Origin of the sequence: Bacillus sp. 22446 (assembly GCF_052044955.1) — a bacterium.
Lineage (GTDB): Bacteria > Bacillota > Bacilli > Bacillales > Bacillaceae > Bacillus > Bacillus altitudinis.
Map to the genome: position 1 here is coordinate 208,028 of NZ_JBQEOD010000001.1, position 18,100 is coordinate 226,127.

20 protein-coding genes are annotated in these 18,100 nt (G+C 40.7%); 1 reads left to right on the plus strand and 19 read right to left on the minus strand.

Annotated elements, in window-relative coordinates:
• Positions 1-5: 5 nt before the first annotated feature.
• Together ACTJJD_RS01085 and ACTJJD_RS01090 are read right to left on the minus strand one after the other, a co-directional pair.
• A complete protein-coding gene (locus ACTJJD_RS01085; protein ID WP_007500964.1) occupies positions 6-890 on the minus strand; it encodes a YIEGIA family protein in 885 nt (294 codons plus the stop codon).
• On the minus strand, positions 887-1,489 hold the full coding sequence (locus ACTJJD_RS01090) for a YphA family membrane protein (protein ID WP_419145717.1): 603 nt from the start codon (positions 1,487-1,489) through the stop codon (positions 887-889). Before ACTJJD_RS01090 ends, ACTJJD_RS01085 begins: the two co-directional genes overlap by 4 nt.
• Positions 1,490-1,607: 118 nt before the next feature.
• On the opposite strand from ACTJJD_RS01090, the gene ACTJJD_RS01095 reads away from it, so the two are divergent.
• Entirely contained in the window at positions 1,608-1,739 is a 132-nt protein-coding gene (locus ACTJJD_RS01095; RefSeq protein ID WP_008344525.1) for a YpzI family protein, read from the plus strand.
• Positions 1,740-1,913: 174 nt separating this feature from the next.
• Here ACTJJD_RS01095 and fni read toward each other — a convergent pair whose 3' ends face one another.
• The 17 genes from fni to ACTJJD_RS01180 all read right to left on the minus strand — a co-directional run bounded on the left by fni (position 1,914) and on the right by ACTJJD_RS01180 (position 17,941).
• Positions 1,914-2,981 carry a type 2 isopentenyl-diphosphate Delta-isomerase gene (gene fni / locus ACTJJD_RS01100; protein ID WP_046527082.1) on the minus strand — a complete coding sequence of 356 codons (1,068 nt, stop codon included), beginning with the start codon at positions 2,979-2,981 and terminating at the stop codon, positions 1,914-1,916.
• 14 nt (positions 2,982-2,995) lie between these two features.
• Entirely contained in the window at positions 2,996-4,147 is a 1,152-nt protein-coding gene (gene rpsA, locus ACTJJD_RS01105; RefSeq protein WP_440608031.1) for a 30S ribosomal protein S1, read from the minus strand.
• Between the two features lie 223 nt (positions 4,148-4,370).
• Positions 4,371-5,048 carry a (d)CMP kinase gene (gene cmk / locus ACTJJD_RS01110; RefSeq protein WP_017359766.1) on the minus strand — a complete coding sequence of 226 codons (678 nt, stop codon included), beginning with the start codon at positions 5,046-5,048 and terminating at the stop codon, positions 4,371-4,373.
• Positions 5,049-5,119: 71 nt separating this feature from the next.
• Complete coding sequence (locus ACTJJD_RS01115; RefSeq protein ID WP_008344514.1) at positions 5,120-5,302, minus strand: YpfB family protein; 183 nt, start codon at positions 5,300-5,302, stop codon at positions 5,120-5,122.
• A gap of 63 nt (positions 5,303-5,365) precedes the next feature.
• Positions 5,366-6,013, minus strand: a complete 648-nt coding sequence (locus tag ACTJJD_RS01120) for a flagellar brake protein (RefSeq protein WP_046343862.1) — start codon at positions 6,011-6,013, stop codon at positions 5,366-5,368.
• A gap of 102 nt (positions 6,014-6,115) precedes the next feature.
• Positions 6,116-7,465: a germination protein YpeB gene (ypeB, locus tag ACTJJD_RS01125; RefSeq protein WP_113747221.1), complete on the minus strand. Its 1,350-nt coding sequence runs from the start codon at positions 7,463-7,465 to the stop codon at positions 6,116-6,118.
• A gap of 16 nt (positions 7,466-7,481) precedes the next feature.
• Positions 7,482-8,393: a spore cortex-lytic enzyme gene (gene sleB / locus ACTJJD_RS01130; protein WP_035391637.1), complete on the minus strand. Its 912-nt coding sequence runs from the start codon at positions 8,391-8,393 to the stop codon at positions 7,482-7,484.
• 132 nt (positions 8,394-8,525) lie between these two features.
• Entirely contained in the window at positions 8,526-9,182 is a 657-nt protein-coding gene (gene prsW / locus ACTJJD_RS01135) for a glutamic-type intramembrane protease PrsW (protein ID WP_008344507.1), read from the minus strand.
• A gap of 155 nt (positions 9,183-9,337) precedes the next feature.
• Positions 9,338-10,309 carry a YpdA family putative bacillithiol disulfide reductase gene (locus tag ACTJJD_RS01140; RefSeq protein ID WP_024718498.1) on the minus strand — a complete coding sequence of 324 codons (972 nt, stop codon included), beginning with the start codon at positions 10,307-10,309 and terminating at the stop codon, positions 9,338-9,340.
• Positions 10,310-10,433: 124 nt separating this feature from the next.
• Positions 10,434-11,708, minus strand: coding sequence for a Glu/Leu/Phe/Val family dehydrogenase (locus ACTJJD_RS01145; RefSeq protein ID WP_007500982.1), 1,275 nt, complete (start codon positions 11,706-11,708; stop codon positions 10,434-10,436).
• A 196-nt stretch (positions 11,709-11,904) separates the two neighbouring features.
• On the minus strand, positions 11,905-12,483 hold the full coding sequence (locus ACTJJD_RS01150; RefSeq protein WP_007500984.1) for a genetic competence negative regulator: 579 nt from the start codon (positions 12,481-12,483) through the stop codon (positions 11,905-11,907).
• Positions 12,484-12,647: 164 nt separating this feature from the next.
• Positions 12,648-13,436 (minus strand): metallophosphoesterase, encoded by a 789-nt coding sequence (locus ACTJJD_RS01155; RefSeq protein WP_061419508.1) that lies wholly within the window; start codon positions 13,434-13,436, stop codon positions 12,648-12,650.
• Between the two features lie 87 nt (positions 13,437-13,523).
• A complete protein-coding gene (locus tag ACTJJD_RS01160) occupies positions 13,524-13,976 on the minus strand; it encodes a DUF2663 family protein (protein ID WP_007500988.1) in 453 nt (150 codons plus the stop codon).
• Positions 13,977-14,040: 64 nt separating this feature from the next.
• A complete protein-coding gene (locus tag ACTJJD_RS01165) occupies positions 14,041-14,805 on the minus strand; it encodes a LysM peptidoglycan-binding domain-containing protein (protein WP_019744027.1) in 765 nt (254 codons plus the stop codon).
• Complete coding sequence (locus ACTJJD_RS01170) at positions 14,750-15,391, minus strand: CPBP family intramembrane glutamic endopeptidase (protein WP_008344498.1); 642 nt, start codon at positions 15,389-15,391, stop codon at positions 14,750-14,752. The genes ACTJJD_RS01165 and ACTJJD_RS01170 overlap by 56 nt, the downstream gene beginning before the upstream one ends.
• Positions 15,388-16,896, minus strand: a complete 1,509-nt coding sequence (locus tag ACTJJD_RS01175; RefSeq protein ID WP_242730619.1) for a RecQ family ATP-dependent DNA helicase — start codon at positions 16,894-16,896, stop codon at positions 15,388-15,390. Before ACTJJD_RS01175 ends, ACTJJD_RS01170 begins: the two co-directional genes overlap by 4 nt.
• Complete coding sequence (locus ACTJJD_RS01180) at positions 16,889-17,941, minus strand: helix-turn-helix domain-containing protein (protein WP_242730621.1); 1,053 nt, start codon at positions 17,939-17,941, stop codon at positions 16,889-16,891. The genes ACTJJD_RS01175 and ACTJJD_RS01180 overlap by 8 nt, the downstream gene beginning before the upstream one ends.
• Positions 17,942-18,100 lie beyond the last annotated feature (159 nt).

The window sequence follows — 18,100 nt, forward strand, 5'->3', positions numbered from 1 at the left end:
CCCTATTACCTCACTTTCTTTTTAATGAAATCTGTCGGCATTCTAATGGCATTTTCTAAAATAGGCACCTCTTCTAATACACGGACAGCCAAATCTTCACGCTGCCATTGCGGTAAAATGAATACGCCAAGTGTGCCGTTATTCAGATCACGTTTTGCGAGCGGACAAAGCGATGGTTCACCAGAATCTCGGTATACACCAAGCACGTTGGATAAATCAAATAAGATGGCTTGTCGCTGCCCAAGGTTTGCGATGGTTGTGGCCGAGTTAAAATTCTTTGGAGTCAAGATGAACCCCATTCCATGCTCTAAAATCAATTTTTGCTTTTCAGGCAGCCCGATATTCATAATGTAAATATCATTTACGTAAAGTCCTGCGCCGTCAAAGCGAAGTTCCCCTTTTTGAATATTCACGATATCCTTTAATTGGCTCCCTGACATTAATAGTTTTGCCATGAAAAAACAAAGAATACCGACCACTGTCCCAACGACGAGCGAGAAGAAAATACAGGCGGTCGTTGTAATAAGGGCAGTAAGAATGGCAATATAATTTCGACTTTCAAAGGCAATCGCAATGCCTTCGATATATGTACTGCCTCGTGAGACAAGCTCATACGAATCCATTTGGGTCAATGTATTTCTTTCCATATTACGCACATCACGAAATTGCGTGGCTGCAAGCGTCAGAAAGGTAATTGCAGTGAATTCTTCCTGGATCAGTGCAGGCATAATAATAGCACCAAGGCCTGATGCGATAAAACCTAACGCAATGTGAATCACTTGTCCATGAATATATGTGGGATATTGCCGATAATCAGTTCTTAGCATATAAAGCCTAGCCGCCATCCCAAAGATGACACCAATAATCACAGGAAACGTGTAATCCGTCATGTTGATTTTGCAGCCCCTTTTACTGGTTTTCTAGATGAACGGGTGTTCAAGAGTTTTTCAAGCTGACCTACACCTAATAGAAAGACAGCTCCTTGAACAGCCATGGAAAGAAACGAGAGATCTCCTATGACAATGGAAGATGTGAGGCGATGAATCGTAAGCGCATAAAGGGCTTCCCCCAGACATATAGCCATCATCCATAAAGTGATCCGTTCCGTTAACTGATGCCCATATGTTAAACACATCAAGATCAGCAAGGCAAATACAACCCAGTCCACCTTTATTATCGTGAACCAAACTGGATCATATAATGCAAAAATCATAAAAAAGGCATACGCACTGACCATGGAACCTAATTGCATGATTCGCATGATTCGATGAGCAGGGCGAAAGATCACGAATGACATGCAAGCATATAAAAAGGTCATCAAAAATCCTGCATTGATCCTAATGTCTAAAATAGAAACCATGACATGACTGCATATAATATGAATGAGAACACATACGCCCAGCACATTGCGCCACGTGCTTTTCTCCATGATAAATGTCACCATAATCCAAACGAACCATATTGACCAATAATAGTACAATGCCTCCAACCCTCATCACCTCAATTACATTATGGGAAAATCTCCAATTTTTAAACATATGAGAAGGTGCGGGATTTGCATGAAATAAACAAGAGGTGACACCCTAATAGTTGAGGAGGGATGTATGATGGGTAAGGATAGACAGGAAAAACGCCTAAAGGCGTCAAGAAGAGTTGAATCTGACCGCGATCAATCCATTCATCACAAAGGGGCAACAACTTTAGAAGGCCCGGAAGACGCTCGCAAAAGAAATCAATAAAAAAAGACATGTGATTACCACATGTCTCAGCGTGCAGACAAACCCTCGCATTCAGTGTCAGTCCTGCGCATTGCTGCTCACGAATGTCAAATTCGCTCCGCAAAAAGCAGCTGTCTTTCATAGACAAAAAAGTTTTCTTTCACGCTGAAAAGAAGACAAAGGGCTACATTTCATTTAGTCCTTTGTCTTCTTATTTCTTAAACTATAGTACGTAGTATCCACGCCTCTTTCTTTCAGCCAATGACTTGTTTCCCCTGTAAGCACAATCGGAGCTTGCCTTAGCTCCTCCATTGTTTTCATGCCAAGTACTGTCATCAACATCTTCACATCATCTTGTAGATCAATGATATCAGAGATGAGGCCCTTTTCTCCTCCACTCGTCAGGGATTTTAAGAAAAAGCCGGCTAATCCAACGGCAGACGCACCAAGAGCAATTGATTTTGTCACATCAAGTGCATCTTGAATGCCTCCAGAAGCTAGGACGGTTTGATCTGGAAAGGCTGTATGTACTTCAGCCAGACTCGCTGCAGTTGGAATTCCCCACTGGTCAAAATAGCGAAGTGCTTTTTGACGGCGCAGGTTCTCGATTTTAGAAAAATTCGTTCCCCCAAATCCACCTACATCAACAGCAGCAACTCCAGCATCAAATAATTTCTTTGCTGTTTCCTTACTCATCCCAAATCCAACTTCTTTGACGACAACAGGCACCTCAATTGATTCAGCAATGGCTGAGATCCGCTCAACAGCACCTCTGAAATCACGATCTCCTTCAGGCATGACGATCTCTTGAATCACGTTTAAGTGAATTTGGAGCATGTTTGCCCCCAGCATGTCAACGGCATCCCGTGCTTGCTGAATAGTCGCCTCACTGCCCAAATTGGCAAAAACGAGTCCATCTGGATTCACCTTTCGAACCACTTCATACGTACGACGTTCGTCTGCATCTTTCAGTGCAGCCATTTGTGATCCGACTGCTACTGGAATATTGGTTTCCTTCGCTGCGATAGATAAAGAGCGATTAATCTCATAGGTCGATTCTCCGCCTCCACCAGTCATTGCATTGATAAAAATTGGCGAACCGAAAGTCAGTCCGCCAATTGTCGTATGTGTATCAATTTGTGATGTCGCAAGATCTGGTAAACTGGCGTGAACGAAGGAAACATCTTGTAAACCTGTTGCTGCATGCTGGCCAGTCGACAAAGCATGCTCAATATGCTGTTTCTTTCTTTCTGCTCGCGTCAATTTTGATCACCAAATTATTTTAGTTTATTGAGTTTATCACCAATCAGGTCACCAAGCTGGAATCCGCTTGTATTTTCTTCTTTCGCCTGATACTGACGGTAATCCTCTTCGATTTGTTTTTCAGAATTCTCTTCTAATTCACGAATGCTAAGTGAAATGCGCTCTTCATCTTCATTGACATCAAGCACTTTCACTTTCACAGTCTGCCCTTCTTCAAGGACTTCTTGAGGAGTACCGATATGTTTGTGTGAAATTTGGGAAATATGCACAAGTCCTTCTACACCTGGCAGAATTTCAACAAATGCTCCAAAGCTCACAAGACGTTGAACGGTTCCTTCAAGAACATCACCTTGTTTTACCTTTTCACCAATTTGGCTCCAAGGTCCTGGTAATGTTTCTTTAATAGATAGTGAGATACGTTCGTTATCGCGGTCAACAGCAAGAACTTTGACTTTCACTTCCTGTCCTTCTTCAACAACGTCAGATGGCTTTTCGACATGCGCATGGGATAGTTGAGAAATGTGAACTAATCCATCAATGCCGCCAATGTCAACAAATGCACCAAAGTCAGTCAGGCGCTGCACTTTTCCATCAATCACACTGCCTACTGCAAGCTTTTGCAGGAAGTCTTGCTTCTTGTCTAATTGTTCTTGCTCAACGACTGCACGATGCGATAGAATCACGCGGTTTTTTTCGCGGTCAAGCTCTACCACAACAAGCGAGAGTGTTTTTCCTTTGTAGTCAGTGAAGTCTTCTACATAGTGTGCCTCAACAAGAGACGCAGGAATAAATCCGCGAACACCAATGTCGACCACTAGACCACCTTTGACAACGTCTTTTACTTCTGCTTCAAATACTTCTTTTGTTTCAAACTTTTTCTCTAGGTCTTCCCAAGCGCGGTCTGCATCAACAGCACGTTTCGATAAAATCAAAGCATCGTCTTCGACCTTTGTTACTTTAAGCTCTAACTCGTCGCCATCTTTCACGACATCTGATGCTTTTTCAACGTGAAGACTTGATAATTCACTGATTGGGATGATCCCAGGTTGTTTCACATTGACGATATCTACATTGACATGCTTGTCCTCAACTTTAGAAACAATCCCTTTCACTACATCTCCAACCTCTGGTACCTGAACATCGATTTGATTCATTTCCTCTGTCATTTCGATAACCTCCTTGGTCCAAACCTACACAGCTTAGTTAAAACGACTGGGTGAATATGTGTCCTTAGCATGATGATTGCCAGCCGAATATGTATTATAGAAACATTCAAATCAACAGAATTGCTTGAATGATCAATAAAAATAGTATTAGTATAAACTTCTAATAAAAGACCTTGTTTGTCAAGAGATAAACCTCTAACTTATAAAAGTTTTCTAAAATTTCTTACTGTTTTTCTACACGCTCTGCTGCATCTAAAATTTTACCTGCAACCTCTTGAATAGAAAGGGAAGTCGTGTCAATTTCAATGGCATCATCTGCTTTCTTCAGCGGTGATACCTCCCGCTCAGAATCAAGCTTGTCACGTCTTGCAATCTCTTCGATCAGCTGATCGTAATTGACATCGTAGCCTTTTTTCTGATTTTCTTCAAAACGACGTTTTGCTCTTTCCTCTACTGACGCAAGCAAGAAAATTTTCACTTCTGCATCTGGAAGAACGTGCGTGCCAATGTCTCTTCCATCCATGACGACACCGCCTCGGTTCCCCAGCTCTTGCTGCCTGCGGACCATTTCTTCCCGGACAGCTCGATGCTTTGCAACAACAGAGACTTGATTGCTTACGCGGTCTGTTCTGATGTCTTCTGTGACATCGATCGTGTCTAAATGTACTTTTTGACCTTCGTCAGTTGACACAAGTTCAATGACTGTGTTTTTCAATAACGCATCAAGTGCCTGTTCGTCTTCAAGGTCTACGCCTTGATTGAGTGCTGCAAGTGTAATTGCGCGGTACATCGCACCTGTATCGATATAAATATATGATTTTTTCGCTGCGACAATTTTTGCCACAGTGCTTTTTCCTGCTGCAGCAGGACCGTCAATTGCGATAGATAATTTCTTTTTCATAATACCTCTCCTTGATTGAATCTCCCTTATGAATTGTAACACGATCACCGCTCAAACGGGGGAATTTTCTATCAATCCTTTTGCTTAAATGTCTCAATCCAATCTTCAATGCTCATGTTATTCACACCCTCGTATTGTACGACTTTTGACAAAAATAGTTCTCCTTTCGTCAAGTGAAGGGTGACCTGAACCGCCAAAAGCAGAATGAGCTGAATGAGCACTGCTTTGAATAGCCATCTTTCCATTGTTTTCATACAAAAAGCCTCCAACGCTAGATTCTTTCTCTCTAGTATGGAAGCTTTTGACAACCTTTATTCTTATACTTTTTTCACACGTGTTAGAAGCTGCTGCTGGAAGCAGTACTTCATGATGTGTTGCTGGTGGTCGTTTGTGATTTCAGTAAATTCCATGATCGCTCTTGTTTTCCCGGTCTGATCATCTTGATAAACACGATTCATTTCTGCAATCGCTTTAATTTTCACTGGTTCTTTAAGTGAAAGTTCAAACTCTGTGACGACCTCGCCATATTCTTTTAGTGAGACACCTTCTGGAACAGCAATTGCTACACCGCCAGCACTCATATTGACAATAAATGTGTCGAAGGTTTCTTCACCATTTTGCGTTATGGACGCTTTCACCATCGTATCCACTCGAAGATATTCTCTTCGCTGAAGCCGAATCATTTCTTCTTTTGGCGGAATCGAAACGACAATCATCGGGATATCTTCTTTTCTTTTCCCAATGACTTTGCTTGTACATTTGTATGGAATTTGATTTTCATCGAAAAAGAAGACGGTGATTTCTGTTTCTTGATTTAAATAGATCGTGCGCCCCGTTTCTTTATCAGCTGGATAATTAATGCAAATATCATCGTTATTATTTTCCAAAACTTTCGATTTTGCAGTTTTCACTTCTTTGTTCTCATTGACATACTCAATTGTGATTGCATCCCCTATTTGTAACATTCCTCATCACTCTTTTCATCTGTGAAATCGTATCCTCTCTTATATTAAACCATGTATAAAACAAAAGGAAAAGGCTTATTCGCCTTTTCCTCGCTTCCTTTTCTATAGGTCTTTATATATAGGTTCTGCATTTTTTAGCTTATCTACTCTTTCTTCTTTTCCAGTATCTGCATTAATAAACATTCGGTATGTGTCGTTTTTAATGGTTCCTAAAAACTCATAGCAGAGAACTTCCTCTGACATATCATTTTGAACAAGAGCTACATGTGTATCCTCAATCTTCACATGTTTATTTAAGGTCTTTTCAGCTTCTTTTTGAGAAATCTTTGGTGCTTTTATGTCACGTTTTCTGTGATTCATTAAATAGTCTTTCGCTGAGAATCCCACAACCTCTCCATCATCTAAAGCGACTTTCATTCGAATGCTATCTGGATAAAGCAATACGTTATTCTGTAAAGGGACATAGGTAAATACGCCGATATTATCAAATTGCGCACTCTCATCTAAATGAAATGATTCAGTATCGAATCCATGCTTCTTTAAGAAACTTAGTGCTTTTTCTGAGGCATCATTTAAACTGATTTTTTGTTTGTTCACTTCACGGTTCTGAAGAAGATAAACAGGATGGCCTCCTTTTTCAGTCAAGTCTAAATAAAAGTTTGCTCGGCTATCTGGGTCAGACATTGACAGGCTGTAGACATCACGGTTCGTTTTACTCCCACTTTTTCTCACCTTAAAATCTTTGTTATGGTCAGGCGCAAATTGCTGGGCGATACGAATCGCTTCTTTTTTTGAAATCTTTTGCCCTTTTAAGTGATTGTAGCCTTGTGTTTCTGATTCAGTTGACACATTTGTAGGGCCAAGATCAACATCTGCAAACGCATCAGCATTTCTCTCAACGGTTTTTAATCCGTCAATGATGGTGTTGTCGTTTTTTCGATCTCCATCAGCCAGTGCCATTTCAACATCCATCCACTTTAAATTTTTGTTGAGTACGAGATGCTGCACTTGTCTAAGTTCGTTTTGAATATCTGCCGCTTGATCATATAAAGTGGTAATGGTTTTGTGTGTATCTTTGTTTAATGGTTCATCTGATAAAGATTTAAGTGACGATTTGTAGCTAAAGTCACCGACATTCGCTAGAAACTCTTCTGTTTTGTTAAAAGGCATCAATGTGAGCGGAAGCTGGCTGACATTGTTATGCGCTTCTGATGACATTCTCCATACATCTGCAAGTGCTGGAGATATAGATGTTTGGCTGTTCATCGCAAGTGTTGCGCCAAGTTTATCGTGCAACTGATCGACTTGATACGTTAGATCATGGAAGGCTCTTTGATAGTTGTTCTCTGCATGAAGCAGCACTGCATCTTTTTCTTGATGCTCCTTATAGCCCCAGTATCCTGTTGAGATGACAGCAATTCCTAAAATAGCAATCAATATTCCTCTGATCATTTATTTACACCTCTTTTTATTCACAGAAAATATGTTTCCCGATTCGTTTAATTTGTGGTCTTCCCCAAATCCATGGGCTTGTTGCTGTATCAGGATTAAAGTAATAAACGGCGCTTTCAGATGGGTCCCAGCCATTAATGGCATCAAATACTGCCTTTTTAGCGGTTTCATTTGGCGCCATATAAAATTGTCCATCTGCTACAGCAGTAAACGCAAGCGGTTCAAAAATGACACCAGCAATCGTGTTTGGAAAGGTCGGGTTGTTTAAACGGTTTAAGATGACGGCTGCGATCGCTACCTGTCCTTCATAAGGTTCACCTCTCGCTTCACTATAAACAGCTTGTGAAAGGAGCTGAATGTCATTGCTTGAAAAACCACCTGGCATGTTGGCTGCTGTTTGTTTCGGCGTTTGATTTGCTTGACCATTTCCTGACTGGTTTCCAGACGAGCTGTTTCCTCCGCTTTGACTTTTTTGATTCTCTTTTGCACCTTGTGCTGTCTTTTTTTGCGTGTTTCTTTGCGCAGGAGCCTTTGTTTGCTGATCAAGAGGTTTCCCGCCATAGTGCGTAAACTGATTCCCTTTTTGCAACTGCTGTTGCACAAACTCTTTATAGTATTTCGTCTTTTGAACTAATAGGCTTTTTGTTTTTTCCCCTACGAGTCCATCGACTTTCTTTACACCAAACTGGCTTTGAAAATTGCGCACGGCCCAGTAAGTTCCCCAGCCATACACCCCGTCTATTTTTCCATTGTAAAAACCATTGTATTGGAGCCTTGCCTGGAGCTCGACGACATCTTCTCCTGTAGCTCCCCGCTGAATCACTTGATTTGTGAAAGCTTCACTTTTTTCAGCTGTCATCAATGAAGACGCGAGCAGAACAATTGAGAAGATAAGGACGATTTGTTTCATGAAACGAGCTTTGTCCATATTTGATCCTCCTGTACTTTTGATGTTTGAATATATGTTTCTTCCGATCCCTATTTTTATACATTCATCACAGGAGGGAATTGGATGGAAAAGACAAAAAACGCCCTAAAGACGTATAGGACGTTTTCCAATTTAAATTTGTACCATCTTCACCGCACGGGCTTTTTTGGCTTTCCGCAGACCAAACCACCATAAAAAAATCATGAACGGTAACATAATATATCCCCAATTTTTCATGCCAAGAAGAATGAAATCATATAAGCCATGAAAAAGGATAGGAAGTATTAAAGAGAGAATCAGCCATTTTCGCTGCTCTTTTTTATCAGAGAAGCGAGCTTTACCTATATAAAACCCCATCACCACACCAAATAAAGCGTGGCTTGATACAGGCAGCAAGGCACGTGTAAACGCGTACTCTACCCCATGACCAACTAAGTACAGAATATTTTCAAGTGTCGCAAATCCAAGCGAGACACTTGTTCCATAGACAATCCCGTCATAGTGTTCATCAAACTGTACGTGCGCATAGACACTGACCATTAAAATAAACCACTTTAATGATTCTTCTAAAAAACCCGATGTCACAAATGAAATCACGATAGGATTCGTGGCGATATTTTCCTCTTGGAGGACATACTGAATAAACATGGTTGGAAACACAAGTATGACACCTAGCATAAAAGATCTGATGACCATATGAACCGGCTCATTGTCGTATTGATCTTTCAAATAAAAATAACTTAAAAGTGCGATGCCGGGAGCTAAACCTGCTGAAATGATTGCGATCATAATCAGACCTCTTTCCCTACATTATCCTTTATTATCGTACCACGAATCACCCCTTTTTTATATGACTGGAGCCCATTTTCCCAAAAATAATCTTCTATATAATCCCAATTTACATAAAAAAGAACTGAATCCCTTAGAAGGACCCAGTTCTTTTTTTACCCGTTGATTCTTTTGTTGATTTCTTCTGCAATTAACCCACCATGAAATCTTCCATTTTCAATGAAAATTTCGTTGGCGTTGTTACCAGCTGCAATGACCCCTGCAATGAAAATACCTTCTACATTTGTTTCCATTGTTTGTTCATCAAATGCTGGGCGGCCTGATTCTGGATCGATTGTTACACCCATTTTTTCTAAAAATGAATGATCAGGATGATAACCTGTCATCGCAAACACATAATCACTTTTCACTCGATCCGTTTGACCCTGCTGGTTTGTAAAGACAATATCCTGTTCTGTGATTTCCTTCACCTCTGCACCGAACTCCATTCGAATGGTGCCATTTCGAACAAGCGCTTCAAACTCTGGTAAAATCCAAGGTTTGATGCTGGATGAATATTCAGTTCCTCTATATAAAACCGTCACCCTGCTTCCGCATTTCACAAGTTCCAGGGCAGCATCAACACTAGAGTTCTTCCCGCCGATCACCGTCACATCTTTATCAAAGTAGGGGTGTCCTTCTTTAAAATAATGATACACATGAGGAAGGTCTTCCCCTTTTACATTCATATAGTTAGGATGATCATAGTAGCCAGTCGCAATCACAACATAGTCACATGTATAGTCGTCTTTTGATGTATTTACCGTAAAACGGCCATCTTTTTTCGTCACAGCGTTTACCTTTTCAAAAGCATTCACACGAAGGCTTTTTCGTCTGACCACCTCTCGGTAATAGGAAAGCGCCTGAATACGAACGGGTTTCCGATTTTCAGTGATAAAAGCGACGTCACCGATTTCAAGCTTTTCACTTGTACTGAAGAAGGTTTGGTGTGTAGGGTAATGATAAATACTGTTGACCACATTGCCCTTTTCAATCACAAGTGCATCAATCCCAATTTGCTTGAATGCAATGGCAGCTGATAGACCGCACGGGCCGCCTCCTATTATGATCGCTTTTTCTTGTTTCATTTGTTCCACTCCTGTCGTTTCACTGCAATAACAATTGCTGGACTGTTTGATTCTTTGCATGATTCCATAAAAAAATCTCCTATTTAAGGATAGGAGATTTTAAGGCGCGATGCAAATAAGTCGCTTAAATCCAGCCTCTGAATCGAGAAGCTTCAGCCATTTTACGTACACCGACCATATATGCTGCTAGTCGCATATCAATACGGCGGTTTTGCGCCATTTCATAAATATTATTAAATGATTTCACCATCATATCTTCTAAACGAGTTTCTACTTCTTCTTCTGTCCAGTAGAACCCTTGGTTATTCTGAACCCATTCAAAGTAAGAAACAGTCACTCCACCCGCACTTGCAAGTACGTCTGGAACAAGCAGTACACCACGATCTGAAAGAATTTTTGTCCCTTCCAATGTCGTTGGTCCATTTGCTGCTTCTACGACAATTTTGGCTTTAATGTTCGCCGCATTATCTTCTGTAATTTGATTTTCAATGGCTGCAGGTACTAAGATATCACAATCTAGCTCAAGCAGCTCTTGGTTTGTAATTGTATCATTAAATAATTTAGTGACGGTTCCAAAGCTGTCACGTCGGTCAAGCAAGTAGTCAATATCGAGACCATCTTCATCATACAAACCGCCGTAAGCATCTGAAATTCCTACGATTTTCGCTCCGGCATCATACATAAATTTAGCCAAGTAACTTCCTGCATTTCCGAATCCCTGAACGACAACACGAGCCCCATTGATGTCAATTCCTTTTTTCTTCGCCGCTTCTTTGATACAGATCGTTACACCTTTTGCCGTTGCAGTATCACGTCCATGTGAGCCTCCAAGAACAATTGGTTTTCCTGTAATAAATCCTGGCGAGTTAAATTCATCAATTCTAGAATACTCATCCATCATCCATGCCATGATTTGAGAGTTTGTAAACACATCTGGTGCTGGAACATCTTTTGTTGGTCCAACGATTTGACTAATTGCGCGTACATATCCGCGACTTAGTTTTTCAAGCTCCCTAAATGACATTTCTCTTGGATCACAGATAATACCGCCTTTTCCTCCGCCATAAGGAAGATCCACAATACCACATTTTAAACTCATCCAAATTGAAAGCGCTTTTACTTCTTTTTCAGTAACGTTCGGGTGGAATCGAATTCCGCCTTTTGTTGGACCGACAGCATCATTATGCTGCGCACGATAACCAGTGAAAATTTTCACCGATCCATCATCCATACGTACTGGAATTTTGACCGTTAATAGGCGAATTGGCTCCTTCAGCAATTCATACACTTCTTGCGGATAGCCCAATTTATCAAGCGCTTTATGTATGACGGTTTGAGTTGACTTTAAAACATCTAGCTTATCTTCTGCGTTATGAGCGGCGTTTTGATCGGCTGCCATTAAAATAAACCCCCTAGAAATCTTTCATGATCTACTGCTCCCTTTCAAGCAATAGTATACACCTTCGTACTGGTAAAGCAAAGGTAAAAAGCGTTTTTTATCAAAATAAAATATCAGCGTTTATAAATATAAAAATGGATATAAAAAAATACTGTTGTTTCATCACAACAGTATTAAATATAATAGAAAAAAGTGATTAAAAATACAGTTGAATCGTTTTCACTGCATCTTCCTGCATGATCACTTTTCCGTATTCTTTTAACCGGTGAATGGTTAATGTCGTCGGTGAACCGAACTCCGCTAAAATAGAAATGACCGTATCTGCAGACAGTTCTTCGAAATCATCTAGGCTGAGAAAATATTGACCTTCATAATGGTAAACTGTACCCCCTAAAAGTCCAATACGACTTAAACTATGGGACAGTTGAATCACATCTTCAAACGAGGCAAATTGATAGAGCACATGCTTGCTCTCGTCGAGCTTGACTTGCATCTCAATGTAATCTTCATCAAACTCATCATCAGCATCTTCCTGCTGACTCTTTGTCACAATGACGACCATCCCCTGCGCCTGAAGAGAAAATACTTCAACAGCAATCGGTCCATTCGCTTCAAAACCGAGCTCCTGATTCGCTTCGTTCATCATGTCTTTAAACAGCTGATGAACTTTGAACGAATCTTTCCAAAGGTCTTCTTTCGTAAGACCTCGGTCTGTCAGATCATCTAGTGTGAGAAAAATTTTGATTTTATTATAATTCAGACGCTCTAGCCGCATAACGTTCCCTCCTGCCTCTTCTAACACACATCATACTGTAGTATATGAGATGATGAGTCATAGGTTCTTAATTTTGTATTCAGTTTACACTGTGTCAAGACGGAAGACAAGCATGAAGCTATGCTTACGGTGACTTTTATGGAAAATATTGATGGGGCATCAACTTAGCGCGTTTTTAGCGGCATTAAATAGATCAGATGGGTTTCTGGTTCTGCTCCAAGACGCATCGGAATCTTTGTTGTTCCGTAACCATTACTAATTAGAAAGAAAGCACCTTTGACTTGGCCTGTTCTTCCTTTTTCATACGGACCAAATTTCCCAATGCGAATTTGACCCCCATGGGTATGACCGCTCAAAACGAGATCAATTCCCTCTTCTTCACTCATCAAGTGATGCACATCTGGGTTGTGTGATAAAAGGATATTCACGTCTTCTTTGACAAACTCCGGCCGTATCGCTTCATAATCTGCTTTTTCAAGCCGGATATCATCGATTCCGCCTATTTTAATGGGCTGTCCTTCAAAATCCCACACAGCCGTCTCATTTTGCAATGTCGTCACCTGATAGGTATGGAGGAGGTCTTTGAGTTTTTGCTGATGCAGCTCATGGTCGTTATTCCCCCACACAAAGTACACCGGGGCAATCCTTGCTAAACGTTTCACATTTTCTTCGACTCTAGCATAAGGGACTCCCTTTTCAGCTAAGTCCCCGCCGATCATAATGACATCAGGCTGCTGCTCTTCTACTTCCGCTAATAAAGTATCACTAATTAGACGGCGATGGGTATCAGAAATAAAGAAAATGACTGCAGGTCGATCTGACTGAAGTCCTTCTATTGTAAAGTAATGCTTTTTGATGTTGTTTTGTTTTGCCGTTTTCACCATTTTCGCTGTTACACACACACCTGTTGTCACAGCCGCTATGGCAGCAGTAAATCCGATGGCATATTTCATTATGAATGACTCCCTTGTATCAGCTTTCTTTTATAGGACGCTTGAATGAAAAAAGACGTTTCAACTGTTTAAACGTCTTTTGCTCATTTATTTACTTTCATAATAGAGGTTGATGTCATATTGCGTCTGCATGAAGTGAAAAACGGCCTCGCGCTCTTTCCACTGATTTGATTGAGGCCATAAATCTGTGCTTTTCTGTATAATTTCACATCTGAGCTTATGATATTCATCCTCAGCCTTTTCTTCTTTTTTCTTATAATAATACGATGCGTAAAAAGCAAACACTTCAGCCATGATCCAAAACAGAAACACCTCATGGCCAAGCAATGTGGCAATCATCGCTTCCGGCTGCAGGGAGCCCCCGCTATTAGCTGTTATCACAAAATAAAACAGAAGAATCGCAAGTGATAAAAGGGCTGTCCATTGCCATCTTTTGCATTGTTTTGCAAATCCCTCGTATTTACGTTTCCTTTTGATCAATGTTTCAATCATTTTCTGTGTCGGCTGATCCATATAGCGGCTGATTGCGTGCAATGTCATCACATACACCCTTGTCCCTTTTTTCTACATATGTATGTGCTTTTCGATTCATTCATGTCAAATATTAATTTTCTAATGGGATATTCAATACTTGTCCGCTGTACACGCTATTTCCTTTTAAATGATTGTAAGCTCGAATTTTCTCTTCCCCTGATCGGTTTTGATAATACTTCATGGAAATTCGATACAAGTTTTCCTCTGGTCCAACAGTATGCTGCACGACACGAACAGGCTTTTCTTCCTGCTTCTTCTTCTCTTCTGCTTCTTTTCGCTTTTTCTCTTCTTGCTGTTTTTGAAGAGCGAGCTGCTGCTGCTCACGCTTTTTTGCAGCTTCGGCCTTTTCACGCTCAGCCTTCTCTTTAGCGGCTTGTTCTTTTTTCTTTTGCTCTGCTTTTTCTTTTGAACGCTGCTTTTCTTTATCAGCATCTTTCTTTTTCTTCTCGTCATCAGATGCATCCGCTTTGTCAGCGCTTGAATCATTTTTTGTTTCAACAAGTGCTGACGGGACTGGATCTGTGTCAGCACTCGATGTTTTATCAATATATACACCTTGATTGTTATTATCGTTAATTTCCTTTGATGTGTAATAAATCAACAGGAAGAAAACCGTGACGACAATAATAGGAAAGATAATAGCCAGTGTCGTAAACAATGGATTACGCACCTTTTTGGTTCGCTGCTTTTTATATTCATGAAAATCTTCTCGTGTAGGAAAGTGAGAGTCATCTGAAGGATGCACTTTTTCTTCTTCAAGATTTTCCTCTACATCATCATCATGGATGTTTGTCAGCTGCTGCTTTTTTCTCTTCATTCTCGACATTTCTTCCATGTTCATCCCTCCCCCAATATTTAAAACGAATTTGACATGCAAAGACTAAGTCAATGACAAAGTGTGTCATGACAGGAACGAATAAATTCCCTGTCCACTCGTATAAAAGTCCTAAAAAAATACTAATAGAAACCACAAGGATAAACAAGAGTATTTTTGACAAGTAGCGAAAGTGAAGAAGTGCAAACACAATGCTTGCAATCTCCAGTCCAAATTGCTGCTGAACGATCCCGCGAAATAAAATTTCTTCTGAAAAGGCAATGAGCAGCGTTAACCAAACAATATGCGGGATGCTGCGGTTTTTGAACATTTTTTCATTTAATCCGCCATCATCATACATATGAGCCGGAAACACCTTCATGACAATAGCGTCGACAATAATCACAAGCAAAGCGCCGCCAATTCCATAAGTCAGGATACGCATATCTCGGATCTGCCATAGGGCTGTAAAATCAGTCCAATGATCAAACATAAACATCCCTAGTAAAAAAGAGACAATCAGCATGAGCAGCTGTGTGAAATACAACTGTTCTACTACTTGTCGATCGGTTAATTTTTCAATAATACGGCGATGTTGTTCAATCAATGCTGCGCCTCTTTTGTCAGGTGAAACAGACGATCCAGCTCGGTCTTCCAGTGTTTCATTTCATTCAGCTCCAATGGTTGATCTTTTTTTTCGTAATCTGATAGGTCAAGTCCGCATGAAGAGCAGCAGTTCCCAAATGAAGCGTCCTCCGTTAGATCAAGCTGCTCATCAAAGTATGATAACAGAGATTGCCTAAAGCAGGGATGACCAGTGATATGCTCTTTAAACTGCCACACTTTTTTTAGCTTCTCTGTTTGTCTATCCTGCAGCTTTTCTTTCAGCTTCTTCATGAGCAAACGGGGCTGTTCAGTTTGGTACATCATGTAATAATGCGAGAGCATTCGCGCACGCGTCTCCTGAAGCCCTGCTTCCATCAATTGTTCACGTAATTTCTTTTCATCATTTATCGGCATTTGTGATACTCTGGCTAAGAAAAAATCAATTTCTGGATCATCAAAACCTTCTGCTTGAATCAAATGACTTTGAATATCCGCATCCTCTTCTGTATATAAAAGAACGCTCACACTATTTTTCCCGTCCCGTCCAGCTCTTCCAATTTCCTGCATAAATGCTTCAATTGACTGAGGCGGACTCATATGAATCACAAAGCGTATATTTGCTTTATCAATTCCCATTCCAAAAGCACTTGTACAGCAAATGAGATCAATTTGACCACTGATAAATTGCTGCTGGATCAGCATGCGGTCCCCTGACTCCATTCCGCCATGATAAAACTCTACACGTTGATGCGTTTTTTGTTTCACCAAACGTGAAATATCTTCTGTCATTTGCCGGGTCGGACAATAAATCAGCCCAGGCCCTTGAAGGGTTTCCACAAGCTCAAGTGCTCGTTTCTCTTTTGCTTCTTTCGTTTCATGCGCCTCTTTTAATAGTGCAATATTCGGCCGGTTGACTGAATGAATATGAACATCTGGATGCTCTAGCCGCAACGTTTGCACAGTATCTTTTAAGGTTTGTTTCGTCGCAGTTGCCGTTAGTGCTAAGGCGACAGGATTGCCGAGCGCTTCTCTCCATTCTCCAAGCTTGGAGTATTCCGGGCGGAAATCATGTCCCCATTCCGATATACAGTGAGCTTCATCTACAACGAATAGACCAACATGCATCGCTTTGAGCTGCTCTAACAATACCTCTGACATAAGCGCCTCAGGTGCGACAAATAAAAATTTATATGATGGCAAATGCCGAATAATATGTCTTCTTTCTTGAAAAGACAGTGTACTGTTAAGCGCAGCTACTCGCTTTTCACCGCGCATTTTCATGCGTTCCACTTGATCTTCCATGAGTGATAAAAGAGGTGAAATGATCAGCACTAACCCGTCTGTCAAATAGCCCGGAATTTGATAACAAAGTGACTTCCCGCCACCAGTAGGAAGCATGGCAACCGTATCTTTTTGTTGAAGTACACTTCGAATAATATCCTCCTGACCTGTTTTGAAGGCATCATAACCAAAGTGTCGCATCAGCGTCTGATGAAGCTTATCCACTTGCTTTCACCATCCTTGTCAATGCCAATCGTATTTGAAAATAAGTAAATGAATGCTCGAGACTTTCTTTGATCAGCTTCATCTTGTTGGTTTGGAGCTGACCGGCTACCTCATGTATCGCCTTTTGAGCTTCACTGCTGACATATGGTTCGATCGAGAAGCTCGGCTCATGTATCGAGAGCTCCACAATATGATCTTCAATTGTCGCTTTTTTTAATGAACGAATATGAGCAATTTGATCAATACTGAACCCTTTTTGTACAAGCTCAAGCGTTTTATGGGTAGAGGTGGTCAGCACACGTTTGAATTGAAGATCATCTATCATTCGCTGGATGATCGGTGCCTCACCTTTTTGCGCACATTGAATAAAATAATGGAGCACATTCCAAAAAAGCAAGTAAACATACCATACATCTTCTTTCATCCATTCCGCCATTTGCTGGTACGTCCGTCCGATTCTTTCATTGGAAGTCAATGAATAAACAAAAAGCAGTGCCTCTTGATCAGTTAAATGAGCAAGAAGTGTTTCAAGCTCATGATGGATATCTTCAGAAAGCTTTTTCTTCTGATGATATTGCGAGAAAAAGGATTTCGTCCAGTTTTGAACCGATATATCTCTTTGAATCGGCACATAGTGTTGTGACCCCGCTGCATGATGTGAAAGGACCTGCACAAGTAAAGACAGCCTCATCCATAACACCTTTGCTTTATCATGATACTTGGCACCATCAAAATAAACTGGCATTGGTTTTTCAGCAAAACGCTGACTTAGCATACTTATTCCTTCATCTGTGGCAATGAATGTATCCTCTGTATTTCTGATAAAGTGTTGCTCTAACAGCCTTTTTACAGAGCGGTTCAGCTGATCCCTCGTAAAAGCTGGGTAGCAGCCGAAGTAGCTAGAGAGCTGAAACAAACTTGCATCCTGTATCGTTTGTGATGATTTTTTCCCTTTAAAAAGATGGTAGACAGCACTAATGGAGCGTTCGCCGTTCAATTTATGTACGCTGTCCATCAACATGACATCCAAGTAATGAATCGTCATTGACCAAAGCACCTGTCTTCCTGACAAAATTCGAATATTTTCTCCCTTTATTTTAACAGATTTCATTGAAGAAGAAATGTTTAAACTCAATTAATGGGGGAAAGTTATGAACAAACCCTTATGTGATAAGCATTCTCAATCACTTTACAGTTGAAATGT